This is a genomic window from Alphaproteobacteria bacterium (assembly GCA_040220875.1).
Classification (GTDB): Bacteria; Pseudomonadota; Alphaproteobacteria; order JAVJVX01; family JAVJVX01; genus JAVJVX01.
The window spans coordinates 139,959-165,601 of record JAVJVX010000003.1; the positions used below are offsets into that span (position 1 = coordinate 139,959).

Consider the following 25,643-nt stretch of genomic DNA (forward strand, 5'->3'; position numbering starts at 1 on the left):
GGCCCGGCTCAGAATTTCTCCAACCACGGCCGGACATCGACATCGAGCGTCCAGGCACTGCGGTGCTGACGTGTCAGGTGGTGGTACGTCTCGGCGATAGCGTCCGGGTCGAGAAGGGCGTCCGGGCCGCGCTCGTCCGCCAGATGGGCGTAGCGCTCGGACAGCACCTGGCCGTCCACGACGACCTGGCAGACATGGATGCCTTTGGGGCCCAATTCGCGCGCCATGCTCTGGCAGACCGCCTTGAGTCCGAATTTGGGCATGGCGAGATTGACGAAATTGGCGCTCCCGCGATTGGCGGCGGTCGCGCTCGTGAAGATGATCGTGCCCTTGACCTCGTCCGTGCGCCTGAGCATCGCCCGGGCCGCGCTGCGCCCGACGAGGAACCCACCGAAACAGCCGACCCGCCAGCAGCGCTCGAAATCTTCCGCCGCAATGTCCACGACCGCAGCCCGCTCGAAGGCGCCAGCGTTGAAGACGACGACATCGGGAATACCGAAATCCTTCTCCACCGCGTCGAAAAGGCCAAGCACATCGGCTTCCTGGCCAGCGTCCACCGCATATGCCCTGGCCCTGTCGCCGAGCGTCGCCATCAAATCGGCGATGCTTTCCGGATTCCGGCAGGCTGCGGCCACATTGTAGCCGTCGGCCGCGAAGCGGCGGCAGACGGAGGCCCCGATCCCGGGGCCGACGCCCACGACGACAATTGTTCCAGGCATGACGGTCTCCTTCTCGATTGAGTGCGCTGGCGTTTATTCGGCGGCGGTGCTGGCTGGCCGCTGCGTCTCGAAGGCTCGGCGCAATTCCGCCTCGCGCTGTTTCGCCTCAGTCAAGTGACGGATCTTGACGTGGCCGAAGCCGCGAATGTGCTCCGGTACGCTGGCGATTTCCAGCGCCAAGGCATGATTGTCATGATCGAGACGCGAGAGCAGCCAATCCGTGGTCTCCTCGTAATCCTCGATGAGCCGTCTTTCGGCCTGCCGCTCGGCCGTATAGCCAAATGGATCAAACGGCGTCCCGCGCAACCGCCTCATGCGGGCCAGGAGTTTGAGGGCCGGTAGCAGCCATGCGCCAAATTCCCGCTTTTGCGGCGTGCCGTTGGCATCGCGCTTCGCCAGCAGTGGCGGTGCCATGTGAAACCGCAATCGATAGTTTCCGACAAAACGGCCGGCCAGGGAACCGGCGAAGTCGGTCTCGCTGAAGAGGCGCGCCACTTCGTACTCATCCTTGTAGGCCAGCAATTTGTAGAAATATTTTGCGACTGCCTCGGCCAGGCCCTTGCGGCCCGGGGTGCGCTCCTTCTCTGCCGTCCTTACCCGATCGACGAGTCTGCGATAGCGCGCGCCATAGGCGGCATCCTGATAGGCCGTGAGATCGGCCTCGCGCCGGGCCACCAGCTCGTCCAGGTCGTGCGAGAAACGCTGGCTGTCGGGCGTGAAACTGTGGCCGCGTGCTTCGGCGGCGACGAAATCCGGATCGATGGCGACAAGCCGGCCCCAGCGGAAGGCCGTGCGATTGAACTCGACCGCGACGCCATTGAACTCGATCGCCCTGAACAGGGCGTCCTCGCTGACCGGCACCAGACCTTTTTGATAGGCCAGGCCCAAAAGCAGCATGTTGGCGCCGATCGCATCACCCATGAGCGCGACCGCGAGGCCTGTCGCATCGGTGGTATGAACACGCCCGTCATCGCAGCCCGCGCGCACCGCCTCGAGGAGGCTGTCCGAGGGTACGCGCAAGTCCTCGTTCCGGGTGAAGTCTCCGGTGACCTGGGCATACTCGTTGAGAATGGCCGCTGTGACGCCCGGCCGACAGGAAGCCAGGACATCGTCCGAAGCGCTGGTCACGAGATCAGGGCCAAACAGCAGCCGCGCGCCCAGTTCGGGGATTCGCGTGGCATGCAGATCCGACTGCCGGTCGGCCACCCAGATGTGGCTCAGGACGGAGCCGAATTTTTGCGCCATGCCCGTAAGGTCGAGTTGGCTGACACCCTTGCCGTCCAGATAGGCGGCGACGGCCACGAGGCTGCTGACCGTGACCACGCCGGTGCCGCCGATGCCGGCAAGGATGATGCCGTAAGGGGCCGACGTGCCGGGCCGTTCCGGATCGGGCAGGGACTCGAACCTGTCAACCGGTGGGGCCACGCCCTCCTTCTGGCGCAATTCCCCGCCCTCGACGGTGACGAAGCTGGGGCAGAACCCCTTGAGGCAGGAATAATCCTTGTTGCAGGCGGATTGATCGATGGCGCGCTTGCGCCCGAATTCGGTCTCGAGCGGCACGACGGACAGGCAGTTTGATTGCACGCCGCAATCCCCGCAGCCTTCGCATACGCGATCATTTATGATGACCCGCTTATCGGGATCCGCCATCAGGCCGCGCTTGCGCCGCCGGCGTTTTTCAGTCGCGCAGGTCTGCACGTAGACGAGGGCGCTCACGCCCTTGTGGGTGCGGAGTTCCTTCTGCACGCGGTCGAGATCGTCGCGGTGATCGAAAGTGGCGCCCTCTGCAAAGAGATGGCGCGGCGGCAGGTCTTCGAGCTCGTCGGTGACGATGGCGATCCGTTGCACGCCTTCGGCCGCGATCTGGCGGGAAATCTGCTGTGGGCTGAGGGGGCCGTCCATGGGCTGACCGCCGGTCATGGCCACCGCATCGTTGTAAAGAATCTTGTAAGTGACGTTCACGCCCGCCGCCACGGCCGCGCGGATCGCAAGGTAGCCCGAATGATAGTACGTGCCGTCCCCGAGATTCACGAAGGCGTGCTCGGTCCTGGAAAAGGGTGCGAGACCACACCACGTCATGCCTTCGCCGCCCATCTGAGTCCAGGTGCGCGTCGATCGGTCCATGTTGAGCGCCATCACATGACACCCGATCCCGGCAAAGGCCTGGCTGCCCTCGGGCACCCGGGTCGAGGTGTTATGCGGGCAGCCCGAACAGAAATAAGGTGTGCGGGCCATTTTCTCGCGGGGGGATGCGATCTGGGCCTCGCGTCGGGCCAACGCCTCAAGATAAGCGCCGGCGGTGTCGGAAGTGCCGTTCCCCAGGATGCCCTGGAGGATACGTGCGATCCTGGCCGGGCTTAACTCGCCCAGGATGGGGACCGGCCCCGATGCCTCGGGCGCGCCGGGCTGGCGCTTGCCCAGGACGCGCGGGCGACGGGCGTCGGGCAGATCATAGAGCGCCTCGCGCACTTGCGCCTCGAGCGAGCCCATCCCCTCGTCGACCACGAGGACAGCCTCGAAGCCATCCGCGAAGGCGCGCAGACCTGCCGCGTCGAGGGGCCAGATGAGCCCCGGCTTGTAGACGGCTATTCCCTGCTGGCGGGCGGTCTGTTCGCCAAGCCCCATTGCCTGGAGCGCGCTCAGCACATCCTGATGTGCCTTGCCGGCGGCGATGATGCCGAGCCGCCCGCCGCCGCCTGTGCCAAGACTGGTCCGGTCCACGCCATTAGCGCGGAAAAAGGCGCTCAGGGCCGGCATGCGCGCCTGCCAGAGCCGGTCCTGCTGGGCGAGCGGCGGATCCGGCCAGCGCATCCCGAAGCCGGCCTCGGGGCGCGCGATCTCTTCCGGCAGCCGCGGGGGACGCATCTGGTCGAGTTCGACCGGCTGGGCCGCATCCGCGAGATCGGCCACCAGCTTCATCGCGACCCAAAGCCCGGCGAAACGCGAGGCCGCCCATCCCAAAAGCCCGTAGGAAATCATCTCGGCCACGGTTGCCGGGTAAAGGATCGGGATGTGGAAGGCGCGCAAGGCGTGTTCGGAATATTGCGGCAGGGTCGACGAACTGCATCCCTGGTCATCGCCGACCGCCATCAGCACCCCGCCATGGTTACTTGTCCCGGCGAATTGCGCGTGGCGGAGCGCGTCGCCCGCCCGGTCCACGCCGGGCCCCTTGCCGTACCAGAGGGCGAACACGCCGTCATACTTGGCGTTGCCGAAAATCTGGGTTTGCTGGGTGCCCGAAATCGCCGTGGCGGCGAGGTCCTCGTTGACACCCGGCTGGAAGATTACATGATGCGCGCGCAGGTAGCGGTCCGCCTGCCAGAGTGTTGTGTCGAACCGCCCCAGCGGAGAGCCGCGATAGCCCGATATATAGCCCGCGGTATTGAGGCCGGCAGCGAGATCGCGACGGCGCTGCATGAGCGGCAGACGTGTGAGCGCCTCCATGGCGGTCAGGTAGACGCGGCCTTCATCGACGAGAAACTTGTCCTCGTAACTGATGTTATCGAGCGGCATGAATGTATCCGAGCTTGTCTCGGGCCTACCCTAGCCGTGGCAAAGCCCGCTGGAAACCGGTATTCCGCCTGCCCGGGACGGGTGCGCGCCTGGGGCCCGGGGCGGGCCGGAGCGGGCCGCGCCGGCGATGGCCCTGGCGACGGAAGGGGATGATTTACGGCCCGATTGCCGCTATGACCATGGCATGATCAAGAGCGGCAAGATTGAGAACCGGTCCAGGCCGGCGCCGAGGCGCCCGTGACGATTCTCGTGACCGGGGCGGCCGGGTTCATCGGCGCTCATGTGTGCAGGGCACTGCAGGAGCGGGGCGCCGATGTCGTGGGGATCGACAACCTCAACCCCTATTACGATGTCGGGCTGAAGAAGGCGCGGCTCGAAAAACTGGCCGCCGGGCCGCATTTTCGCTTCCTGGAACGCGATATTTCGGACCGGGCGCTGATCGACGAACTGGCACGTGAGCATCCGGCCGTTCATACGATCGTTCATCTTGCCGCTCAGGCGGGCGTGCGCTACTCGCTTCAGAATCCGTTTTCCTATGTCGACAGCAATGTCACGGGCCATCTCGTCCTGCTCGAGCTCGCCCGACGGCTCGACCGGCTCGACCACCTGATCTACGCGAGCTCGTCCTCGGTCTATGGCGGCAACACCAAGATCCCGTTCTCGGTCGAGGATCGGGTCGATACTCCGGTCTCGATGTATGCCGCGACCAAGCGCATGACCGAGTTGATGAGCCACACTTACGCCCATCTGTTCGATATTCCGGCCACGGGGTTCCGGTTTTTTACCGTCTATGGTCCCTGGGGCCGGCCCGACATGGCTGCCTTCCTTTTCACGCGCGCCATTCTCGCAGGCGAGCCGATCCGGGTTTTCAACCACGGGCGGATGAAGCGCGATTTCACTTATATCGACGATATTGTCGCGGGCGTGCTGGCGGTCCTTGACAAGCCGCCACAAAGCATCGACGGAGGCGCGCCGCAACGGGTCTACAATCTGGGCAACCACCGCAGCGAGGACCTCATGCACTTCATCGAGGTGCTGGAGAGTGCGCTCGGCCGCAAGGCCGAAAAGATTTTCGAGCCGCTCCAGCCGGGCGACGTGCCCGAAACCTTCGCCGATATCGAGGCCAGCCGGCGCGATTTCGGGTTTGATCCCCGAACCACGATCGAGGACGGATTGCCGCGCTTCGTCGCGTGGTATCGCGATTATTACGGCGTTTAGAAGGGTCCCCGATCCTCGTTAGTACAGGCCGTCGAGCTCCGCGCCATAAAGGCGTTTCAGTTCGTTGCGGCGGATTTTCATGCTCGGCGTCATCAGGCTGTTCTCGATGGTGAAGGGCTCCTTTGCGATCATGAACCGCCGCACGCGCTCAACCTGGGAAAGTGTCTTGTTGACCTCCTCGATGGCCGTGCCGATGGCCTTGCGGAACTCCGCATCCTCGGCCAGTGCCGCCAGATCGGCCTCACCCGTTCGGCCTTTTTCCTCGAGCCACGACGCGATGAAATCCTCGTCCGGCACGATCAGTCCCACGAGATAGGGGCGCTTGTCTCCATAGACCATGGCCTGACTGATCTCGGCCCGCAGCGTAAGGAAGCCCTCGACCCGTTGGGGTGAGACGTTGTCGCCCCCCGAATTGACGATGATGTCCTTCTTGCGGTCGGTAATCTCGAGGTAGCCGTCTTCGTCCAGCGCCCCGACATCGCCGGTATGAAGCCAGCCGTCCCGGATGGTCTCGGCCGTGGCTTCCGGGTTCTGCCAGTAGCCCTGCATCACGAGCTCGCCACGGACGAGAATTTCACCGTCCTCGGCGATCCGCAGATCGACCCCGTCGAGCGGCCGGCCTACCGTGTGCATCTTGACCGCGAAAGGCGGATTGCAACTGATGACCGGCGCGGCCTCGGTCTGGCCGTAGCCCTGCAGCAGACGCAGCCCCAAAGCCTCGAAAAACTCGCCGACCTCGACATTGAGGGGCGCGCCGCCCGAGACCAGCGCCTTCAGTCGCCCGCCGAACCGCGCCTTGACCTTTCGGCGCACGAGCCGGTTGAGCAGCTTGTCGAGTATGCGCTCGCCCAGGTTCAGGCTTTCGGGCTCGTGCTTACGCTTGAGCCCCAGCTCGACGGCCTTGAAAAACAGCCGCTGCCGGCTCGCGGGCTGCTGCTCCAGCCCGCGCAGGATACGCGCGCGCATCGATTCGTAGAGACGCGGGACGGCCGTCATGATGGTGGGGCGCACTTCCTGCATGTTGGTCGCCAGCGTCTCGACCCCCTCGGCATAATAAATCTGGGCGCCGATCGAGATCGGGAAAAACTGGCCGGCCGTGTGCTCGTAGGAATGCGAAAGCGGCAGGAATGAGAGAAATATCTCATTGCCGAGCCCCATTTCCCGAAGCAGCCCGTAAGCACCCATGCAATTGCAGATGATCGCCCCGTGGCTGAGCATCACACCCTTGGGCGCGCCGCCGGTGCCGGATGTGTAAATGAGACAGGCCAGATCGTCGCGCGCCGTCTGGCTCACGCGCGCCGCGACGAAATCCTCGATGCCTTCGCCGGCCTCAAGCGTGTCCTGCCAGCCATAGACCGGGACATCACCCTGCTGGTCAACATCGGCATCGTCCATCGTGACGACAAAACGGGTCTGCGAAGATTTGTAGGCGGCCGGCAGCAGGTGGCGCGATATCCGGCGCGAGGAGACGATCGCCGCCTTGGCGTGGGCATCGTCCAGAACGTGCAGATGGTCGGTCAGCGTGTTGGTCGTGTACGCCGGCACAGTGACGCCACCCGCCGCCATGATGGCGAGATCGGCGATCAGCCATTCGGGCCGGTTTTCCGAACAGAGCACCACCCGGTCGCCGTCGCGCACCCCGCGCTGGCGCAACCCGCGCGCCATGGCCGTGGCCTGGGCGGCGGTTTCCTGCCAGGTGACCGGATGGTACTTTCCCGACCGCCTGGTCCAGAGGAAGGGCTTGTCGCCAAGTTCCGCCGCGCGGTCGAAAAACATTTGGGTCAATGAGGTAATCTGGCTGTAATCGGGCGGTTTCGCCATGACGCTCCCCGGTCGTTGTGCTGCTCGCGGCCCGGTCTGGTCCGGCGCCTTCCTCCGTGCCAATTCCGCCTGATGCGCCGGAGATTGCCGCCTTGCAGCGCTCTCGCCCTCCGGCACCGCTTCTTGGCGGCAGGCGGCTGCCATCTTATATGAGTTATCGTGAAGGAGTAACCAATGACCGCCAAACCGCCCGTTGAGAAGATGACGACCGAAACCGCGACCCCGGAGGCCCCTGAGGCCCCTGAGGCGTCGGAGGCCCTGCCCTTGTGGGACCTTACGGATCTCTATCGCAGCCCGAACGCGCCGGAGCTTGTGGACGATCTGGCCGGGGCCGAGGCGGCGGCGCGCGATTTTGAGACGGAATACAAGGGCTGCCTCGCCAGGCTGGATGCCCGGGGCTTGGAGGCTGCAATCAGCGCCTACGAGACTATCGCGGAGACGCTCTCGCGCGTCCTGGGCTACGCCTATCTGCGATATGCCGGCGATGTCAGCCTGGCGGAGAACGGCCGCTTCCTCCAGTCCATGCAGGAGCGGGCCAACGACATCTCGAGCCACACGCTGTTCTTTGAGCTCGAGCTCAACTGTCTTGCGGAAGATCACCTGGCAGGCCTGCTGGCCGAGCCCGGCCTCGCACATTATCGGCCATGGATCGAGAATACGCGCATTCACAAGCCCCATCAGCTTTCCGACGAGATCGAGCGGCTGCTGCACGACAAATCCGTTGCGGGGGCGAATGCCTGGATCCGGTTGTTCGATGAAACCATGGCCGCCCTCCGCTTCCGGCTCGACGGCAGGGACCTTACGATCGCGGAAACACTGGACCGTCTCTCTCATCCGGATGTTGCGGTTCGCCGCGAGGCTGCTCATGCGGTCGGAGATGTGCTGGCCCAAAATGTGCGGGTCTTCACGCTCATTACCAATACGCTCGCAAAGGACAAGGAGGTGGAGGACCGCTGGCGTAAATATCCTACCCCCATGTCACCTCGCCATCTCTCGAATCTCGTGGAGGATGAGGTGGTCGAGGCGTTGCGGTCTGCCGTGCGCGGTGCCTATCCGCGATTGTCTCACCGCTATTACACCCTGAAGGCCAAATGGTTCGGCGGGGATCGGCTGGATTATTGGGACCGCAACGCCCCCCTGCCGGACGAGGATCACCGGGTCATTCCCTGGGCCGAAGCGCAAGCCACCGTGCTCGATGCCTACGGCCGGTTTTCGCCCGTGATGCAGGACACTGCAGCAACCTTCTTCGCCCGGAACTGGATCGACGCGCAAGTCCGGCCCGGTAAGGAATCGGGTGCCTTTTCCCATCCCACGGTACCAACGGTGCATCCCTATATCCTTCTCAACTACCAGGGCAAGACACGCGATGTGATGACGCTCGCCCACGAACTGGGCCACGGTGTCCATCAGATGCTGGCCGGACCCAAGGGATATCTCCTGGCGGATACACCGCTGACCCTGGCCGAAACCGCCTCCGTTTTCGGCGAAATGCTTACCTTCCGTTCCATGCTGGATAAGGAAAGTGAGCCCCGCCGGCGACGCGCGATGCTGGCGCAGAAGGTGGAGGACATGCTCAACACGGTCGTCCGCCAGATCGCGTTCTACGAGTTCGAGATCCGCGTTCATGCGGAGCGCAGGAAGGCTGAGCTGCTCCCGGAGGATCTCGGCCGGATCTGGATGGAGGTTCAGGGCGAAAGCCTCGGGCCGGCGCTCAGGTTCGACGACCAGTACAGGCACTTCTGGGCCTATATCCCGCACTTCATCCATTCTCCGTTTTACGTCTACGCCTACGCGTTTGGCGATTGTCTGGTAAACGCGCTCTACGCCGTCTTCGAAAAAGGCGAGCCGGGTTTCGCCGAACGCTATCTCGACATGCTCCGCGCGGGTGGCGCCAAGCGCCATCGGGAATTGCTGGCACCCTTCGGCCTCGATGCCTCCGACCCTGATTTCTGGGCCTTGGGGCTCGGCGTCCTCGAGGGCTTCATCGACGAGCTCGAGGCGGCCGACCAGGAGGTGGATTAGGCATCCAGTGGAAAGGCCTTGAAGCGGGGCCGGGCTTCGCGCATGTTTGCGCTGCCGCACCTGACCGCGTGCTCGCCTCGGCCCCGGCGACGTCCTTCGGCACCTTTTCCGGGCTGCCGAAGGCTCCGGATACGCGAGTCAGGAGATCAAGAGTTTCGGGGGATCAGGATAAAGCATGCGGATAGCGATACCGAAAGAACGCCGCGCCGGCGAAACCCGTGTGGCGGTGACGCCCGATTCGATCAAGAAATACATCGCGCTCGGTGCGGAGGTTGTCGTGGAAGCGGGCGCCGGCGCCGGCGCCGCGATCCCGGACGACGCGATGACCCAGGCCGGTGCCACCATGGCGCCCGATCTCGAGGCCTGTTTGCGTGACGCCGACATCGTGCTCAAGGTGCAGCGGCCCCTCAAGGCGGGCGAGGGCGAGGTCGACGAACTGGCACTTATTCCGAAGGGCGCGCTGCTTGTCGGCAATTTGCAGCCCTTTGGCGATCGCGAGGCGGCCGAGGCCTATGCGCGAGCCGGGCTGACGGCGTTTGCCATGGAGCTGATGCCGCGCATCAGCCGGGCGCAATCCCTCGACACGCTCTCCTCGCAAAGCAATCTGGCCGGCTACAAGGCGGTCGTCGATGCGGCCGCCATGCTGCCGCGCGCCTTTCCGCTCATGATGACGGCCGCCGGCACCGTGCCGCCGGCAAGGGTGCTGGTGCTGGGGGCCGGCGTGGCCGGACTTCAGGCGATCGCCACCGCCAAGCGCCTGGGCGCGGTCGTCTCCGCCTTCGATGTGAGGCCCGCGGTAAAAGAGCAGGTGCAGAGCCTGGGCGGTAAATTCATCGAAGTGCCGGTGGAGGAAGGCGAGGAGGGCGAGACCGCGGGCGGCTACGCATCGGAAATGAGCGAGGACTACAAGCGCCGGCAGGGCGAACTGGTGGCGGAGACCGTCAAAAGCCAGGATGTCGTGATTTCGACGGCGCTCATTCCGGGCAAGCCGGCGCCGCGGCTCGTGTCGGCGGCAATGGTCGAAAGCATGAAGCCGGGTGCGATCATCATGGATCTGGCGGCCGAGACCGGGGGAAACTGCGAACTGACACGACCGGGGGAGATCATCGAGGCCCACGGCGTGACCATTGTCGGCCACCTCAACGTTCCGGCGCGCATTCCGGCTGATGCGAGTTCTCTTTTCGCGCGAAACCTTGCCAATTTCGTCACCCTCATGGTCAAGCCCGAGGAGGACCAGCCGGTCATCGACTGGGAGGATGACGTCTTCAAGGGCACGGCCCTGACCCGGGATGACAAGGTCGTCCATCCGATTCTCATTGGCGGGGAGAGCTAGGTCATGGAATTCCAATCCCTCTCGAAAGTCGCGGATGCCACTGCCACCTCGGTCCATGCCGGGGCTGATCCGATCGTGCTCGCCTTCACGGTCTTCGTGCTGGCCATTTTCGTCGGCTATTACGTTGTCTGGAGTGTTACGCCGGCCCTTCATTCGCCCCTGATGTCGGTGACCAACGCCATTTCCAGCGTCATCATCGTGGGCGCCCTTATCGCCGCGGGTCCGAATGACGTCAGCCTGTCGTCCGTCATGGGGCTGATCGCGGTGGTGCTGGCCTCGGTCAATATCTTCGGGGGCTTTATCGTCAGTCAGCGCATGCTGTCCATGTTCAAAAAGAAAAAGAAGTAGGGGAAGCGCCATGTCGGAGAATCTTACGGCCTTCGCCTATCTGCTGGCCTCGATCTGCTTCATCCTCGCGCTGCGCGGACTGTCCTCGCCCGAAACCGCGCGCCAGGGCAATTTTCTGGGCATCGCGGGCATGGCCATCGCCGTGGCAGCCACGCTGGCCAGCAACGAAGTACTGAACTACACCTACATCGCCATCGCTGTTCTGATCGGCGGGACGATCGGCACGATTATCGCACGCCGGATTTCGATGACGGCGCTGCCCCAACTCGTCGCCGCCTTTCACTCCCTGGTCGGGCTGGCGGCCGTTCTGGTGGCAGCCGCCGCGTTTTACGCGCCGGAAGCCTACGGCATCGGCGTCGCGGGCAATATCAAGACGGTCAGCCTTGTGGAGATGAGCATCGGCGTGGCCATCGGCGCGGTCACCTTTACCGGCTCCATCATCGCCTTTGGCAAGCTGCAGGGGCTGATCACCTCGGCCCCGCTCGTGTTTCCGCTGCAGCATCCGCTTAACGCTGCCCTCGGTCTCGGGCTGGTGGCACTTGTGGTGCTGTTCTGCCTCGGCCAATCGGTGGAGCTGTTCTGGGCGATCGCCTTCCTGGCGCTGGTCATCGGCGTGCTGCTCATCGTGCCGATCGGCGGCGCCGACATGCCGGTCGTGATCTCGATGCTGAACTCATACTCGGGCTGGGCCGCGAGTGGCATCGGCTTCACCCTGGGCAACAATCTCCTGATCGTCACCGGCGCGCTGGTGGGCGCCAGCGGCGCCATCCTGTCCTACATCATGTGCAAGGGGATGAACCGCTCCTTTTTCAACGTGATCCTGGGGGGCTTCGGCGCGGAAGGGTCGGCCGGGGCCGTGGACATGGGGGACCGGACCGTTAAATCGGGTAGTGCGGAGGACGCGCGTTTCCTGATGGAGAATGCCGAAAGCGTCATCGTCGTGCCAGGCTACGGCATGGCGGTCGCCCAGGCGCAGCACGCGTTGCGCGAAATGGTGGATCTGCTCAAAGGCGCCGGGGTAGAGGTGCGCTATGCCATCCATCCCGTCGCGGGCCGCATGCCAGGACACATGAACGTCCTGCTGGCCGAGGCGAGTGTCCCTTATGACGAGGTTTTCGAGCTTGAAGATATCAACCGGGATTTTTCCTCGACCGACGTGGTGTTCGTGATCGGCGCGAACGACGTGACGAATCCGGCCGCGCGCGATGACCCCACCAGTCCGATCTATGGCATGCCCATCCTGGATGTGGACAAGGCCAAATCGGTCCTGTTCGTCAAGCGTTCGCTGTCGCCGGGCTATGCCGGGATCGACAACACGCTCTTCTATAACGACAAGACGATGATGCTTTTCGGTGACGCCAAGAAAATGTGCGAGGACATCGTCAAGGCGTTTGAATAGACGGCCGGCGAATGGCCTGGAATGATAAAAGCCGCGCCGGCTATGCCGGGGCGGCTTTTTTGTTCTGGATGAGGCGGGTGGCGGGGCGTGCCGCCCTGGCGATCTAGTAGCCTTCCCGCTCCAGGCGTTTGCGCATCAGCTTGCGGTGCCGACGCAGGGCTTCGGCCCGCTCGCGGGCGCGTCGCTCCGACGGCTTCTCGTAATTCCGGCGCAGCTTCATTTCGCGGAAGATGCCCTCGCGCTGCATTTTCTTCTTCAGCGCGCGCAGGGCCTGATCGACATTGTTATCGCGAACGACGACGTTAACGATGGTTCTCACTCCAGTCTGCGCCCGGATCATGTCCGGGCATTTTCGGATCCCGTTTGCGCCCGTCTTTTCCCCGGGCCGTTCCCCCTGCGCTGGCCCGCCGGCCCACTCCATGATTCCATGGCAGCCGATGGGCAGGTTTGTCCCGCGCCGGGGCCGGCTTTCTAACACACTCCCACAGACCATGGAAGAGGCGGCGACGAAAGTGCAAAAAGCGCCTGGTGCCGAGCGTTTCCCCGGGATTTCCGCCCGATTCGGACCCTGCGCCGTCTGGTCCGTTGCAGCGACCCCCCTGGCTCGGGCAAGATTGTCCCGGGGCGAATATCCCGCCCGCCGCGTAAAATACCGATACAGGCGTCCCCGGGCGCCTGGTCGAAAGGAGAGCCATGACACCGCCGTCCGATACCGAGACGCCGAGCGCGCTGGATGCCCTTAGGGGGAAATTGATGATGGCGGCCCTGCCCCACGTCACCTTCGAAGGTTGGAGCCGGGCGGCGCTCGAGATGGCGGCGGCGGATCTCGGCCTCGAAGGCGCTGACGTGGACCGCGCCTTTCCGGAGGGACCGATCGGCACCCTCGACTGCTTCAGCGCCTGGGCGGATCGTCAGCTTGAAGCGGAGGCCGCCGGCTGGGGTGGCGATCCGGAATGGGCGGAAAAAGGATTGCGCGAGCGGGTATCGGCACTGGTGCGCCGGCGGATCGAGATCGTCTCCCCCTACAAGGAAGCCGTCTCGCGCGGCGCGTCCTTTCAGGCATTGCCGCAAAACGCGCCCACCGCTCTAAAATGCCTCAGCCGCACCGTGGACACGATCTGGCAGGCGGCCGGCGACCGGTCGGCTGATTTCAGCTATTACACGAAACGCATGACCCTGGCCGGCATATACGGGGCCACGCTGCTCTACTGGCTTACCGATAATTCTGAGGGCAATGCCGAGACGTGGCGTTTCCTCGATCGCCGATTGGCCGGCCTCCGGGCATTCGGGGAACTGACCCGCCAGTGCAAGAGCGCGCTGGCTCACATGCCGGATCCGTTTCGCATCCTCGGCAGTTTTCGCCGCCCACCGGGTCCATCCGGACGCTGACTTCGGGACTCAGCCCTTCGATAACGGCTTCAGTCGGGTGATGTGTCCCATCTTGCGGCCTGGCCGAGGGGCGTCCTTACCGTAAATGTGAAGCTTGACGCCAGGCGTGCCGGCATGGCGTTGCCAGTCGCGCACCTCATCGCCGATCAGATTTTTCATTTCGGCGTCGGCCAGCCGGCGCGGCGAGCCAAGCGGCCAGCCGGCGACGGCCCGGACGTGTTGCTCGAACTGGCTGGTCTCGGCCGCCTCGATGGTCCAATGCCCCGAATTGTGTGGCCGCGGGGCGATTTCGTTGACCAGCACCCGGTCGTCGCGGGTTACGAACATTTCCACGGCGAGGAGCCCCACCAGATCGAGCCCGTCGGCGATGGCATCCGCGATGCGCTCCGCCTCCCGCGCGACCCTGGCCGGGACGATGGTCGGGTCCGCCGGCGCGATGGTGGTATCCAGGGTGTGGTTGACGTGGCGGTTCTCGACCGTATCGAAATGCGCTTCGCTGCCGTCCAGCCCGCGCGCCACGATGACGGAAATCTCGCACTTGAAATCGACGAAGGCTTCGAGCACCGCGGCCTCTGTATTCAGTGCCCGCCAGGCGGCATCAAGATCGCTGGCGGGTTCGAGGCGCTGCTGGCCCTTGCCGTCATAGCCGAAGCGGCTGGTCTTCAGGATGCCTGGCAGACCGATTTGCCTGGCTGCGGTGTGGAGAGCATCCGGCGAGGTAATTTCGGCATACGGGGCTGTGGCGATTCCGAGGCCCTTGATGAAGGATTTTTCCAGCGCCCGGTCCTGGGAAATCCTGAGCACATTCCAGCCCGGCCGGACCGGTACGTGGTCCGCCAGCAGCTTGACCGATTCGTGCGGGATATTCTCGAATTCGAACGTCACGACATCGACCGCGCGGGCGAAGGCGTCGAGCGCCGCCCGGTCATCATAAGCGGCTCGCGTCGCGCGATCCGTGACCTGCGTCGCCGGCGCGTCGCCGGGCGGACAGAAAACATGGCTGCGAAACCCGAGGCGGGCGGCCGCCAGCGCCGTCATGCGGCCGAGCTGGCCACCGCCGATAATGCCGATCACGGCACCCGGGGCGAGCGCGGCTGATCGTTTCGGGTCGCGCCCTGTCGCCACGGTCAATCCCGTTTCCGGGGGTCGAGGCCGACCGCCTCCGTCTGGGCGCGCCGCCAGGCTTCCAGCCTGTCCGACAAGGCCGGATCGTCGAGCGCCACGATCGATGCCGCCAGCAATCCGGCATTCCTGGCCCCGGCCTTGCCGATGGCGAGGGTGCCGACCGGGACGCCGCCGGGCATTTGGGCGATCGAAAGCAGACTGTCCAGGCCCTTGAGGGCCGCGCTTTCCACCGGCACGCCCAGAACCGGCAGGATGGTCATGGCGGCGGCCATGCCCGGGAGATGGGCCGCGCCGCCGGCGCCCGCCACGATGACCCGGATTCCCCGATCGCGCGCCTTGGTTGCATAGGCATATAGGCGGTCTGGCGTGCGGTGGGCCGAGACGATCCGCGTTTCATGGACAACGCCAAGCTCGTCGAGGATGTCGGCCGTGTGCTTCATGGTCGCCCAGTCGGACTGGCTTCCCATGATAATGCCGATCCTGGGCGTCGCCGGCGCGTCGGCGCTGTCCGCCATCTTGGATCTCCCCTTGCCCGGCCGGGGCCGGAAAAAGTGCGGATTATAGGGTGAGGGGCGGCCGCCGCAAGCGCTGAGATAAGGCCGGAAGCCGGGCCCTGATCACGAAACGGCCGTCGGCGTGCGCCAGGCCGCCCCGTTTCCCGGAAAGATTTCCTTAAGCATCCCCCCTTAGGGTCCGTCTGGACCCGGCCGCGAGATGTCGGCCGCAATCCGCCCAAGTGGGGAGGGTGCGCCAGAACATGAAGATTTCCAGCCGACAGCCCGTCTCGCCGGGCCGACCGGCCGCCGGTGCGGGAGGTGCTGCGCCCGCGCCGTCCGCGCAGCCGGCAGGGGGTCAGCCCGCCCTCCGTCCGGTCAGCGATACGGCCTCGATCATGAACATTCCCTCGGCCGAACTGACGCCCAAGGTACAGGCGGCCATTCAGGGGCTGATGCGCGAAGTTGCCAATCTTCGCGAGGAACTGAAGAAAAGTCAGGCGCGGATTTCGTTTCTGGAAAAACTTGCGGATGAGGACACGCTGGTGCCCGCGCTCAACCGCCGGGCCTTCATCCGCGAGCTCACCCGCACGATCGCGTACACTCAGCGCTACGAGACGAAAAGCAGCCTGATTTACTTCGATATCAATCGCATGAAGCAGTTGAACGACACTTACGGGCACGGCGCCGGTGATGCGGCTTTGACGTGGGTCGTGGATGTGGTTTCCCGCAACGTTCGGGAGTTCGATGTTATCGGCCGGCTGGGAGGCGATGAGTTCGGCGTCATCCTGGTGAATGCCGATGAGGAGACCGCGCTCGAGAAAATGCAGAGCCTCGTCGCCCGGATCGAGGCCGAGCCCTTCGCCTGGAACGGCGATACGATCCTGCTCAAGGTCTCGGCCGGCTCGTTTACTTTTGCGGGTGGTGATCAGAGCGCCGATTCGGCCATCGCCGCCGCCGACCGCGCAATGTACGAGAACAAGCGCCCCAACGGGGAATGATTCGCCCCATTCGGGCTTCGCGCTGCCCATCCCACCTCATTTCATGTTGCCTGAATTGGCGTTAGGCTAGCGTCTTTCGCCCCGGGCCCGCGGGCACCGGATTTTCGGGAATCGGAAAGGAGAGGGCGCGCGTGCCAGGCAAGCGAATCGGTATTCTCACGAGTGGCGGGGATTGCGCCGGCCTCAACGCCATTATCCGGGCCGTCACCCGGCGCGCCCTTCACGGCTACGACTGGGAGGTTGTCGGCATCCGCGAGGGCATAACCGGGCTGCTCTCACGCCCCGTGGAGCATGAGGTCCTCACCCTCAACCGCGTTTCGGGTCCGGTCATGCGCCAGGGCGGCACCATTCTGGGGACGACCAATCGCGGCAACCCGTTTTCCTATCCCGGCGCCGACGGCACCACGACCGACCGGTCGGCCGAGGTGATCGAGGGCTTCCGCTCGCTTGGCCTCGAGGCCTTGATCGGGGTTGGCGGGGACGGCAGCTTGCGGATTCTTCAGCGCCTCGCCTGCCAGGGTGGAATCAACTTTGTCGGTATTCCCAAGACCATTGATAACGATATCGGGCCGACCGAGTTGGCGGTGGGTTACATGACGGCGGTCAATGTCGGCACCGAGGCGCTCGACCGGCTGCAGCCCACGGCCGCCAGCCACAGCCGGGTCATGGTGCTCGAAGTGATGGGCCGCGACGCCGGCCATATTGCCATCGCGGCCGGTATCGCGGGAGGCGCCGACGTTATTCTGATTCCGGAAATTCCTTATGAGATCGGGGAGATCGCCGACCATATCCGCGAAATCCGCCGCCGCGGGCGGAATTTCGCCCTTGTCGTAGTCGCGGAAGCGGTCCGGACCGAGGCCGGCGAGACCGTCTCCCAGACCCAGGCCCACGGGGCTTCCACCTATGGCGGGATCGGCAGCTATCTGGCCCGGCGTATAGGCGAGACGACGGGCGCCGATACGCGCGTGACGGTCCTCGGCCACGTTCAGCGCGGCGGCGAGCCGACGGCGATCGATCGGCTGATCGCCTCGGCCTTCGGCGTGCGGGCAGTGGACATGATCGCCGCCGGTCGCTTCGATCGCATGGTCGCCTGGCACCAGCGCCAGGTTATCGAGGTTCCCCTCGAGGACGCCACCGCCGGGCCGGCGCTGGTCGACGTGAACGGCACGCTGGTCGGGACGGCCCGCGGGCTCGGTGTGTATATCGGCCGGACGACGGGAGAAACGGCGGGAGAAACGACGGGAGAAACGGCGGGATGAGCGCGGCAGTGACCGAGGAGTTCTGGGGATTCTCCCTCGAATTTTACGGGCGGGAGGGGATCAGTGACCTCTGCCTGCGGCTTCAGGACGAGGGCGGCTTCGATGTCGATTACGTTCTGCTGGCGTTCTGGATGGGGCTGTCGGGCCGCGGGCGGCTGAGCGATGCGGAACTCGAGGCCGGTCTCAAAGCGACGACGCCGTGGAACGAGGGCGTCGTCAAGGTGCTGCGTCAGGTCCGCCGGACATTGAAACACGCACCCGGCGCAGCGCCCGCGGAGGCGGCCACCAACTTCCGGAAGGAGATACTCGCGCAGGAACTCGAAGGCGAACGGATCGAGCATATGATCCTTGTGCGCACGCTTGGTGAGAAGCCGGCCGAGAGCGGGCTGCCGGCCGAGCGCCGTCTCTCCGATGCCGACCATAATTTCCGCCGTTATGCCGCGGTATCTGCTGCGTTTCGCACTGCGGCACCGGGCCTTTCCGAAACGGCCCTGGACGATATCCTGACGGCGCTGCTGGCGCGTGCGATGCCGGAGGCGGGCGCCGCGGCCGCGAGTCGGGCCTAGGGGCAGGGGTTTAGTTGTGCCGGCGAGGGGCGTATCATCCCCCGGAAGGTGTCGTGATGGTCAGGAAGGGAGGCTTGCTGTGGCTGCAACGGATCGGATCAGGACTTTGAAAGCCCGCCACAAGGAAATCGACGATTCTCTCACCCAGGAAAACAACCGACCACACCCCGATGACTCACTGCTAAAAGATCTGAAGCTCCAGAAGCTCCGCCTCAAGGACGAAATACGCGCTCTCAAGACCTGATGGCGCCGGGGGCCCGGCGGGCTAAAGCGATTCCGCCTGCTGACGCAGCTTGAATTTCTGGATCTTGCCGGTCGATGTTTTTGGCAAGGCGGCGAAGACGATCGTCTTGGGCACCTTGAAATGCGCCATATTGTCCCGGCAAAAAGCGATAATCTCTTCCTCGGTTGCCGTCTTGCCATCCTTCAGGGTGACGAAGGCGCAGGGCGTTTCGCCCCATTTCTCGTCCGGACGCGCAACGATGGCGGCTTCCAGCACGGCCGGATGGCGGTACAGGATACCTTCCACCTCGATGCTGGATATATTTTCGCCGCCTGAAATGATGATGTCCTTGGACCGGTCGCGCAGCTCGATATACCCGTCGGGATGCAGGACGCCGAGGTCGCCGCTATGGAACCAGCCGCCCCGGAACGCCTCGTCGGTGGCTTTCGGGTTCTTGAGATAACCCTTCATCACGATGTTTCCGCGAAACATCACTTCGCCCATGGTCTCGCCATCGGCCGGCACCGGCTCCAGCGTCTCCGGATCGGCCACCATCAGACCCTCGAGCGAGGGATAGCGGACCCCCTGGCGTGATTTGAGGCGGGCCCTTTCGCTGGCGTCCAGATCGTCCCATTGCTCCTGCCATTCGGAAATGGTGGCGGGGCCGTAGGTCTCCGTCAGGCCGTAGAGGTGAATCACCCGGAAGCCCTGGCTTTCCATGCCCTGAATGACGGCGGCTGGTGGCGGGGCGCCGGCGGTCATCACATTGACCGTATGGGGAAGCGGCTTCTTTGCCGTCTCGGGCGCGTTGTTGATCATGTTCATCACAATGGGCGCGCCGCAGAAATGTGTCACCTTGTGCTGCGCCAGCGCATCGAAGACCGGCGCCGCCTCGACCCGGCGCAGGCAGATATTAGTCCCGGCGGCGGCGGCCACGGTCCACGGGAAGCACCAGCCGTTGCAATGGAACATCGGCAGGGTCCAGAGGTAGACCGGCGACTCCGTCATATTACCTACCACCATGTTCGACAGCGACATGAGATAGGCGCCGCGGTGATGGTAGACGACGCCCTTGGGATTACCGGTCGTCCCCGACGTGTAATTCAGCGTGATCGCGTCCCATTCATCCGCGGGCGGCTCCCAGGTAAAATCCGGATCGCCTTCGGCGAGAAACGCCTCGTATTCGGTGGCGGCGAAATCGGGGCTGGCCTCTCCCTTAAAGAGAGGATCCTCGATGAGGACGATCTCGGGCGGCTCCTCCAGGCGCTGGACGGCATCGTGGGCGAGGGCCGAAAATTCGCGATCGACGAAAAGCATCCGCGCGGCGCCGTGTTCGAGGATAAAGGCCACGATGGGGGCATCGAGACGGATATTGATTGAATTGAGAACCGCGCCCGCCATCGGGACCGCGAAATGCGCCTCGAAATGGGCGGGGGTGTTGGGAGCCAGAATGGCGACCGTCTCGTTCTTGCCGATCCCGCGTTTGGCGAGAGCCGAGGCAAACCGGCGGCATCGCGTGTAGACCTCGGCCCAGCTCAGCCGCAAATCGCCGTGGACGATCGCCGTCCGCTCGGGGAAAACCCGGGCTGACCGGTCGAGATAGGTTAGCGGCGTGAGTTGCTGAAAATTTGCTGCATTCCTGCCGAGATGCTCGTCATAGACGCTGGACTGTGCGGTCATCTTGCGTTCTGTACCCCCCGATATGCCAATGGAAACCGTGTTCTGCCGTTCCGTGCCGTGCGATCCGGGATGCCCGCCTCAGGCGGCGCGAAGATGGGCCTCGATCCTGGCCCACCCCGGCGCGCCCAGCTCGGCCAGGTTTCGGCGCATCTCGTCGGACAAATCGTCCGCGATCGCCACCTCGTAAGATGGCCGCGCCTGCACTCGCGCGACCCAGTCGCTGACGCGAGGATGTCCATCCTCGAAAAGTGCCGTCCAGCCGAACTGGATGAGGGTCTGGAAATATGGCGCGAGGCAACAATCCGTGATCGAGAACATATCCCCGCTCATCCACGGCCGGTCGCGCAGCACATCCTCCATATCCACGATGGTCTGAGCGTAGACGCCGACGGCGTCGGCGACATCGGGCGCATCGAGGCCCATTTTCACCAGGCGTTTCTGGCGCTCGCGGCGCTGCTTTTCCGGCACCCGATCGAGGATCGCCTCGCGCTCGGCTTCAGGGAGTTCCATCAGCTTCGGGCGCATGACAAGCGGCCATTGCAGGGCGCCACAGGAGGGATGCAGCTTGTTGTCCACATGCTTCATCCAAAGCCGCATGCGCGCGATTTCGTATGGGTCGGCCGCGCGAAGCGCGGGCTCGGGAAAGCAATCCTCGAGATATTCGCAGATGATAGAGGATTCCACGATTGGGCGGCCATCATGCACCAGGGTCGGGACCACGCCGGCCGGGTTCAGCTTCAGGTATTCCGGCCTCAGGTTCTCTTTTTCCGGCAGGTTGACGTGGCGCTTCGTGTAATCGACGGCCTTTTCGGCGAGCACCAGTCGCACCTTCTGCGCGCAGGGCGACATCGGGTGCGTATAGAGTTCAAGCATGATCCGTCGTTCCCTAATTCGCGCCGCCCGTTCCTATTTCAGCTTGGCCAGCGCAGCCTGAGCGGCCTCCATATCCTCGGTGTAATGGGCGCCGCTGACGCCGATCCCGCCGATGAGCTGCCCGTCCACCATGATGGGGTAGCCGCCGCCCAGCACGGACGCCTGCCCCGAGGCCGGCAATCCCACGGTCAGCATCGGGTCGTCCTTGATGAAATCCCAAAGTTCGTGCGTTGCAATGGGGAAGCCGGCGCAGCTCTTGGCCTTCTGCTGTGCGATCGTGACGCTGAGGAGGGGTGCGCCATCCATGCGCAGGAAGGCCAGCAGGTTGCCGCCGTCATCGACAATGGCGATGCTGAGCGGCTTTTCCATCTTGTTGGCGGCCTCCTCGGCGGCCGAAATCATGGTGACGGCGACGCTGGCGGTAAGGACTTTCTTGCTGGGCAAATCGGCCATGGCGTGTCTCCCTGTTCCGGCCCGTCCTCGCGGGCCGTGGTGGTTGGCGGGCTGGCCGCCGGACCGGCAGCCGGGCGGCGGTGCCCGACTTTACCCGGCTGGCGGCTCGTCGCAAACCCCGCCCGCCGTCCGGGCGAGCCTCAAACGAGATGAAATCCGAGGCCGGTGGCGATGAGGTGAAGCCCGGCAATCACGACGAGGGTATAGCAAAGCCGGTAGAAAAGGGCCTGGTTAACCCGGCTGTGAAGCCAAATGCCGAGATACATGCCGAGCGGCGCGAGGGGCAGCAGCACTGCGGCGGTTGCCAGGTTGGTGCGGTCGAGCAGCCCGAGGGACCCGTAGGGCACGACCTTGGCGGCATTGATTGACGCAAAGACCACGACCATCGTGCCGACATAGATGGTCTTATCGAGGCGCCGGGGCAGCATGTAGACCTGGGCCGGCGGCGCGCCGGCATGGGCGACGAAGCTGGTCAGTCCGGCGACCGCCCCCCAGAAGCCCCCCTTGCGCCAGTCCTGTGGCCGGGCCGGTCTCTCGGCCGCGGCCGAAGCGCCCGACCGCCGGCCGAGCCAATAATCAACCGCGAAGGCAAGGGCGATAAGCCCGACGAGAAGCCGGATCAGGTTTTCCGAAAGATAGTCGGCGAGCAGCCACCCCAGGCCGACACCCGCCAGGCTGGCCGGCAGAAGAATGGCTACGCTGCCGGCGTCCCATTTGCCGCGATAGGCCCAGAGGCCGACACCATCCATGACGATCAGGACGGGCAGCAGGATGCCGATGGCCTGTAGCGGCGGCACGGCGAGCGAGACGAGGGGAACGGCGACAATTCCGAGACCGCCGGCGAAGCCGCCCTTGGAAATGCCGGTGATGAGGATCGCCGGCAGGGCGGCCGCGTAGAACCAGGGGTCGGTCAGCACGGGATCAGTCCACTCCCGCGCTGCGCGGCCCCGCGATCAGGAGGACTGCTCCGGGTCGTTCTCCTGCGCGTCGCCGTCGCTGGTCGGGGGGTTTTCGGGGTCTTCCGGCCAATGTTGCGCCGCCCCAGGGGCCTCCGTGCTCGCCGGCTTCGGCTGGTCGGGGTCTTCCGGCCAATGCGCCTCGGCTTTGTCTGCCTCCGAACCGCCGGTCAGCGTGGCCGCCGCGGTCGCCATTTCCTCGGCCTCTTTCTTGCGCTGGGCCTTGGCCGCCTCCTTCTCGGCGCGGGCCTTGGCCCGGTCCGCCCGGGCCTGCGCCTGGTCCAGCTCGACGACCTTGCAAAGCCCCAGCTCCACCGGGTCGCGCGGCGTGATATTGGAGGCGTTCCAGTGGGTGCGGTCCCGCACCGCCTGTATCGTGGGCTTGGTCGTGCCGATCAGGCGCGAAATCTGGGCGTCGGTCAGATCAGGGTAATGCTTGAGCAGCCAGGCGATGGCGTCCGGCTTGTCCTGGCGCTTGGCCACGGGCGTGTAGCGGGCACCCTTGGTCTTCCAGGCAGGCAGCGGGATGCTCCGTTTAGCCTGGACGAGTTCGGCCGTCGGGTCCTGTTCGCACCGCGCGATCTCCTCCTGGGTGAGCTGCCCGTTCCCGATCGGGTCCATGCCGCGCATGCTGGTATTGACCTCGCCATCGGCGATAGCCTGCACTTCCAGACGGTGCAGGCCGCAGAAATCCGCGATCTGATCGAAAGTCAGGCCGGTATTTTCCACCAGCCATACGGCGGTGGCCTTGGGCATCAACAGCTCGCTCATCAGGCCTCCAGAACGTGCGCCACGGTTCCCGGCATCTGCCCGAGCCGGAATTGAGCCGCACACCATGAACTCTACGGGGATGGCTTATATACACGCGCTCCGGTTCAGGGTTCAAGGATTTAGGCGGGTGGCGGCGCGGCGCGTGTCCTGGCGCCTCAGCCCGCCGGGACGAGCATGATCTTACCGATATGGGCGCTCGATTCCATGAGCTCATGAGCCGCCGCGGCGGCCGTGAGCGGAAAGCTTTGGTGGATGATCGGACCTACCTCGCCGGCCTCGATCAGGGGCCAGACCCGGGACCGGAGCCGGTCGGCAATGGCGGCCTTGGCGTCGACGGATTGGGGGCGGAGCGTCGAGCCGGTGATCGTCAGGCGGTTGCGCATCACCGGCATGAAATTGATCTCCGCCCTGGCGCCGCCCAGGAAGGCGATGAAGACGAGCCGGCCCTCCGGCGCCAGGCATTTCAGGTTCCGCGCGATATAGTCGCCGCCCACCATATCGATGACGACATCCACGCCGGCGCCCTCGGTCTCCTCCTCGATGACCGCGACGAAATCCTCCTCGCGATAGTTGATGGCGCGGGTGGCGCCGAGTTTCTCGCAGGCCGCGCATTTCTCGGCATTGCCCGCGGTGGTGTAGACGGTGCCACCAAATGCGCGGGCAAGCTGAATGGCAGTGGTGCCGATCCCGCTCGAGCCGCCATGCACGAGCAGGCGCTCGCCCTCGGCGAACCGGGCCCGGTCGAAAAGATTGGTCCAGACCGTGAAGTAGGTCTCGGGCAGGGCAGCCGCTTCCAGCAGGCTTCGGCCGCGGGGCACCGGCAGGCACTGGCGTGCGGGCGCCAGCGCGTATTCGGCATACCCGCCGCCCGTGACCAGCGCCGCGATCTGATCGCCGACCTGCCAGCCCGTCACCTCGGGCCCAAGTGCCACGATCTCGCCCGCGAATTCGAGCCCCGGGATATCGGACGCGCCGGGCGGCGGTGGATAGGCGCCGGCGCGCTGGATCGCGTCGGGCCGGTTGACGCCCGCGGCCGCGATTTTGACCAGAACGTCTCCGGGACCGGGAACCGGAACAGCCCGTTCCGCCGGTTTCAGCACCTCGGGGCCTCCCGGTTCGGTAATTTCGATGACGGTCATGGTGTCAGGCAGATCGGCCACGGCTCTCGCCTCCCGGGTTCTCAAGACAGGGTTCGAGGTCTAATCTGTCCCCTGAAGCGAGACAAGGGGCGAGACGGGTGTCGAAACAAGTGTCGAGACCAGGGGCGTGAAACGGATCGCGCGCGGCGAGGGCAACGGTTTCCGGGGGCGGCATGGAAGACGAGGAACTCGGTTGGCAGTCTCCGCACAGTGCGGAGACGTTCGAGAAAATGTCGATCGAGGAGATCGAAGGCTACATCGCCCGGCTCGAGGCCGAGATCGATCGCGCGCGCACCGTGATCGGGAAAAAACGCGGTCAGGCGGGCGCCGCCGAGGCGCTTTTCCGGAAATAGGCCGGAAAAAAAGACAGGTCGCCACCGGCCCACCGGCCCACCGGCCGTTAACCAAATCACAAGACTAGGGAGCTAGCCTCAAGGCTCGGTTGAGGTTTCGACCTTTTGGCCCGTCCCCGCTCTGGTGCGGGATGCCGGGCCGGATCCAACCCTCGATCACGCCTCCCTGTAAGAACTGGGCCGCCCTTCGGGAGCGGCCCATTTTTTTGGCCGCTTCCGTGTGGCCAGAAGAGAAACGGGCCGGCCGGGGCCGGCCCGTTTCACCAGTCTGCGCGCGGCGTGCCTACGCGGCTTCGCCGGTGATCGCCTTGCGCCAGGACTTGCCGGACCCGGACTCGATCTTGATGGTCCGGGGCTTCAGCGCTTCGGGGACCTCATGCACCAGATCCACGTGCAGGAGGCCGTTCTCGAGCGCGGCGCTCTTGACCTGGACATGCTCGGCCAGGTTGAAGCGGCGCTGGAACGAGCGCCCGGCGATCCCGCGATGGAGATAATGGCGGGTATCGGCGTCGGAATTGGCCTTGCCGGCGATGGTCAGGACATCTCCCTCAACGGAGATATCGAGGTCCTCGCGACTGAAGCCGGCCACCGCCATGGTGATGCGGTAGCTCTCTTCATCGACCTTCTCGATGTTGTAGGGGGGGTAACTCGGCATCTGATCGCGGGACGCGGCGTCGAGAAGTTCCGCGACACGATCGAAGCCGATCACGGACCGGAAAAACGGGCTGAAATCGATATCTTGCATTTCCATATCCTCCAATGAGCAACATGGTTAATCCGAAAAAAGGGAGGCCGGACACTCCATCGGTTCGGCAGTGGGCCGCCCGGAACGGCCCCCGACGGGACGCCGCTCCGTTCGACAATCTGGGTAGGGCCGGGAGATTTTCAAGGGGCGGGACGTGCGTCCGCAAGGCAGTCTGCCGCACCCGTTAAGGTTAATGGAAAAGGCCGGAAACCCGCGAGTTTTTGCGACAAATCGGGTCCCGAT

The 25,643-nt window shown here is 64.7% G+C and carries 24 protein-coding genes; 11 read left to right on the top strand and 13 right to left on the bottom strand.

The features are described from left to right. Positions 1–8: 8 nt before the first annotated feature. Positions 9–719, bottom strand: a complete 711-nt coding sequence (locus RLQ26_00700; protein ID MEQ9087243.1) for an SDR family NAD(P)-dependent oxidoreductase — start codon at positions 717–719, stop codon at positions 9–11. Positions 720–752: 33 nt separating this feature from the next. Beyond that, entirely contained in the window at positions 753–4,232 is a 3,480-nt protein-coding gene (locus RLQ26_00705; GenBank protein ID MEQ9087244.1) for an indolepyruvate ferredoxin oxidoreductase family protein, read from the bottom strand. A 237-nt stretch (positions 4,233–4,469) separates the two neighbouring features. On the opposite strand from RLQ26_00705, the gene RLQ26_00710 reads away from it, so the two are divergent. Then, complete coding sequence (locus RLQ26_00710; protein MEQ9087245.1) at positions 4,470–5,450, top strand: NAD-dependent epimerase/dehydratase family protein; 981 nt, start codon at positions 4,470–4,472, stop codon at positions 5,448–5,450. Positions 5,451–5,468: 18 nt separating this feature from the next. Here the strand turns inward: RLQ26_00710 and RLQ26_00715 are convergent, their stop codons facing one another. Next, the gene (locus tag RLQ26_00715) at positions 5,469–7,271 is read right to left on the bottom strand and encodes a long-chain fatty acid--CoA ligase (protein MEQ9087246.1); all 1,803 of its coding nucleotides are present in this window, start codon (positions 7,269–7,271) and stop codon (positions 5,469–5,471) included. A 201-nt stretch (positions 7,272–7,472) separates the two neighbouring features. Between RLQ26_00715 and RLQ26_00720 the strand changes: the two genes are divergently transcribed. The 4 genes from RLQ26_00720 (at position 7,473) to RLQ26_00735 (ending at position 12,373) form a co-directional block, all read left to right on the top strand. Then, positions 7,473–9,293, top strand: coding sequence for a M3 family oligoendopeptidase (locus tag RLQ26_00720; GenBank protein MEQ9087247.1), 1,821 nt, complete (start codon positions 7,473–7,475; stop codon positions 9,291–9,293). A 175-nt stretch (positions 9,294–9,468) separates the two neighbouring features. Beyond that, on the top strand, positions 9,469–10,626 hold the full coding sequence (locus RLQ26_00725) for a Re/Si-specific NAD(P)(+) transhydrogenase subunit alpha (protein ID MEQ9087248.1): 1,158 nt from the start codon (positions 9,469–9,471) through the stop codon (positions 10,624–10,626). A 3-nt stretch (positions 10,627–10,629) separates the two neighbouring features. Further along, complete coding sequence (locus tag RLQ26_00730; protein MEQ9087249.1) at positions 10,630–10,974, top strand: NAD(P) transhydrogenase subunit alpha; 345 nt, start codon at positions 10,630–10,632, stop codon at positions 10,972–10,974. A gap of 10 nt (positions 10,975–10,984) precedes the next feature. Next, complete coding sequence (locus RLQ26_00735; protein MEQ9087250.1) at positions 10,985–12,373, top strand: NAD(P)(+) transhydrogenase (Re/Si-specific) subunit beta; 1,389 nt, start codon at positions 10,985–10,987, stop codon at positions 12,371–12,373. 103 nt (positions 12,374–12,476) lie between these two features. Here RLQ26_00735 and rpsU read toward each other — a convergent pair whose 3' ends face one another. Next, the gene (gene rpsU / locus RLQ26_00740) at positions 12,477–12,683 is read right to left on the bottom strand and encodes a 30S ribosomal protein S21 (GenBank protein MEQ9087251.1); all 207 of its coding nucleotides are present in this window, start codon (positions 12,681–12,683) and stop codon (positions 12,477–12,479) included. A gap of 383 nt (positions 12,684–13,066) precedes the next feature. On the opposite strand from rpsU, the gene RLQ26_00745 reads away from it, so the two are divergent. Next, on the top strand, positions 13,067–13,762 hold the full coding sequence (locus tag RLQ26_00745; GenBank protein ID MEQ9087252.1) for a COQ9 family protein: 696 nt from the start codon (positions 13,067–13,069) through the stop codon (positions 13,760–13,762). 9 nt (positions 13,763–13,771) lie between these two features. Here RLQ26_00745 and RLQ26_00750 read toward each other — a convergent pair whose 3' ends face one another. Both RLQ26_00750 and purE read right to left on the bottom strand, forming a co-directional pair. Further along, complete coding sequence (locus tag RLQ26_00750) at positions 13,772–14,887, bottom strand: 5-(carboxyamino)imidazole ribonucleotide synthase (GenBank protein ID MEQ9087253.1); 1,116 nt, start codon at positions 14,885–14,887, stop codon at positions 13,772–13,774. Positions 14,888–14,889: 2 nt separating this feature from the next. After that, positions 14,890–15,402: a 5-(carboxyamino)imidazole ribonucleotide mutase gene (purE, locus tag RLQ26_00755; GenBank protein MEQ9087254.1), complete on the bottom strand. Its 513-nt coding sequence runs from the start codon at positions 15,400–15,402 to the stop codon at positions 14,890–14,892. A 377-nt stretch (positions 15,403–15,779) separates the two neighbouring features. On the opposite strand from purE, the gene RLQ26_00760 reads away from it, so the two are divergent. The 4 genes from RLQ26_00760 to RLQ26_00775 all read left to right on the top strand — a co-directional run bounded on the left by RLQ26_00760 (position 15,780) and on the right by RLQ26_00775 (position 18,451). Next, positions 15,780–16,382, top strand: coding sequence for a GGDEF domain-containing protein (locus RLQ26_00760; GenBank protein MEQ9087255.1), 603 nt, complete (start codon positions 15,780–15,782; stop codon positions 16,380–16,382). 131 nt (positions 16,383–16,513) lie between these two features. Continuing rightward, positions 16,514–17,641: an ATP-dependent 6-phosphofructokinase gene (locus tag RLQ26_00765; GenBank protein MEQ9087256.1), complete on the top strand. Its 1,128-nt coding sequence runs from the start codon at positions 16,514–16,516 to the stop codon at positions 17,639–17,641. Then, positions 17,638–18,207, top strand: a complete 570-nt coding sequence (locus RLQ26_00770) for a TIGR02444 family protein (protein MEQ9087257.1) — start codon at positions 17,638–17,640, stop codon at positions 18,205–18,207. Before RLQ26_00765 ends, RLQ26_00770 begins: the two co-directional genes overlap by 4 nt. A gap of 79 nt (positions 18,208–18,286) precedes the next feature. Next, on the top strand, positions 18,287–18,451 hold the full coding sequence (locus tag RLQ26_00775) for a DUF465 domain-containing protein (GenBank protein ID MEQ9087258.1): 165 nt from the start codon (positions 18,287–18,289) through the stop codon (positions 18,449–18,451). A 21-nt stretch (positions 18,452–18,472) separates the two neighbouring features. Here the strand turns inward: RLQ26_00775 and RLQ26_00780 are convergent, their stop codons facing one another. The 6 genes from RLQ26_00780 to RLQ26_00805 form a co-directional block, all read right to left on the bottom strand. Continuing rightward, positions 18,473–20,110 (bottom strand): acyl-CoA synthetase, encoded by a 1,638-nt coding sequence (locus RLQ26_00780; GenBank protein ID MEQ9087259.1) that lies wholly within the window; start codon positions 20,108–20,110, stop codon positions 18,473–18,475. Positions 20,111–20,188: 78 nt separating this feature from the next. Continuing rightward, positions 20,189–20,983, bottom strand: coding sequence for a glutathione S-transferase family protein (locus RLQ26_00785; protein MEQ9087260.1), 795 nt, complete (start codon positions 20,981–20,983; stop codon positions 20,189–20,191). 33 nt (positions 20,984–21,016) lie between these two features. Further along, positions 21,017–21,436: a heme-binding protein gene (locus RLQ26_00790; GenBank protein MEQ9087261.1), complete on the bottom strand. Its 420-nt coding sequence runs from the start codon at positions 21,434–21,436 to the stop codon at positions 21,017–21,019. Positions 21,437–21,576: 140 nt separating this feature from the next. Next, positions 21,577–22,353, bottom strand: a complete 777-nt coding sequence (locus tag RLQ26_00795; GenBank protein MEQ9087262.1) for a sulfite exporter TauE/SafE family protein — start codon at positions 22,351–22,353, stop codon at positions 21,577–21,579. Between the two features lie 36 nt (positions 22,354–22,389). Beyond that, entirely contained in the window at positions 22,390–23,163 is a 774-nt protein-coding gene (locus tag RLQ26_00800; protein MEQ9087263.1) for a DUF1013 domain-containing protein, read from the bottom strand. A 155-nt stretch (positions 23,164–23,318) separates the two neighbouring features. After that, positions 23,319–24,302, bottom strand: a complete 984-nt coding sequence (locus tag RLQ26_00805) for an NAD(P)H-quinone oxidoreductase (protein ID MEQ9087264.1) — start codon at positions 24,300–24,302, stop codon at positions 23,319–23,321. Between the two features lie 173 nt (positions 24,303–24,475). Between RLQ26_00805 and RLQ26_00810 the strand changes: the two genes are divergently transcribed. Next, a complete protein-coding gene (locus tag RLQ26_00810; GenBank protein ID MEQ9087265.1) occupies positions 24,476–24,655 on the top strand; it encodes a DUF1192 domain-containing protein in 180 nt (59 codons plus the stop codon). 283 nt (positions 24,656–24,938) lie between these two features. Here RLQ26_00810 and RLQ26_00815 read toward each other — a convergent pair whose 3' ends face one another. Next, positions 24,939–25,400: an Hsp20 family protein gene (locus tag RLQ26_00815; GenBank protein MEQ9087266.1), complete on the bottom strand. Its 462-nt coding sequence runs from the start codon at positions 25,398–25,400 to the stop codon at positions 24,939–24,941. Between the last annotated feature and the right edge of the window lie 243 nt (positions 25,401–25,643).

Excerpts from the sequence above, each read along its gene's own strand:
- RLQ26_00700 (MEQ9087243.1), bottom strand. The coding sequence starts at position 719 with ATGCCTGGAACAATTGTCGTCGTGGGCGTCGGCCCCGGGATCGGGGCC.
- RLQ26_00705 (MEQ9087244.1), bottom strand. The coding sequence starts at position 4,232 with ATGCCGCTCGATAACATCAGTTACGAGGACAAGTTTCTCGTCGATGAA.
- RLQ26_00715 (MEQ9087246.1), bottom strand. The coding sequence starts at position 7,271 with ATGGCGAAACCGCCCGATTACAGCCAGATTACCTCATTGACCCAAATG.
- RLQ26_00720 (MEQ9087247.1), top strand. The coding sequence starts at position 7,473 with ATGACGACCGAAACCGCGACCCCGGAGGCCCCTGAGGCCCCTGAGGCG.
- RLQ26_00725 (MEQ9087248.1), top strand. The coding sequence starts at position 9,469 with ATGCGGATAGCGATACCGAAAGAACGCCGCGCCGGCGAAACCCGTGTG.
- RLQ26_00730 (MEQ9087249.1), top strand. The coding sequence starts at position 10,630 with ATGGAATTCCAATCCCTCTCGAAAGTCGCGGATGCCACTGCCACCTCG.
- RLQ26_00735 (MEQ9087250.1), top strand. The coding sequence starts at position 10,985 with ATGTCGGAGAATCTTACGGCCTTCGCCTATCTGCTGGCCTCGATCTGC.
- RLQ26_00745 (MEQ9087252.1), top strand. The coding sequence starts at position 13,067 with ATGACACCGCCGTCCGATACCGAGACGCCGAGCGCGCTGGATGCCCTT.
- purE (MEQ9087254.1), bottom strand. The coding sequence starts at position 15,402 with ATGGCGGACAGCGCCGACGCGCCGGCGACGCCCAGGATCGGCATTATC.
- RLQ26_00760 (MEQ9087255.1), top strand. The coding sequence starts at position 15,780 with ATGAACATTCCCTCGGCCGAACTGACGCCCAAGGTACAGGCGGCCATT.
- RLQ26_00770 (MEQ9087257.1), top strand. The coding sequence starts at position 17,638 with ATGAGCGCGGCAGTGACCGAGGAGTTCTGGGGATTCTCCCTCGAATTT.
- RLQ26_00780 (MEQ9087259.1), bottom strand. The coding sequence starts at position 20,110 with ATGACCGCACAGTCCAGCGTCTATGACGAGCATCTCGGCAGGAATGCA.
- RLQ26_00785 (MEQ9087260.1), bottom strand. The coding sequence starts at position 20,983 with ATGCTTGAACTCTATACGCACCCGATGTCGCCCTGCGCGCAGAAGGTG.
- RLQ26_00790 (MEQ9087261.1), bottom strand. The coding sequence starts at position 21,436 with ATGGCCGATTTGCCCAGCAAGAAAGTCCTTACCGCCAGCGTCGCCGTC.
- RLQ26_00800 (MEQ9087263.1), bottom strand. The coding sequence starts at position 23,163 with ATGAGCGAGCTGTTGATGCCCAAGGCCACCGCCGTATGGCTGGTGGAA.
- RLQ26_00805 (MEQ9087264.1), bottom strand. The coding sequence starts at position 24,302 with ATGACCGTCATCGAAATTACCGAACCGGGAGGCCCCGAGGTGCTGAAA.
- RLQ26_00810 (MEQ9087265.1), top strand. The coding sequence starts at position 24,476 with ATGGAAGACGAGGAACTCGGTTGGCAGTCTCCGCACAGTGCGGAGACG.
- RLQ26_00815 (MEQ9087266.1), bottom strand. The coding sequence starts at position 25,400 with ATGCAAGATATCGATTTCAGCCCGTTTTTCCGGTCCGTGATCGGCTTC.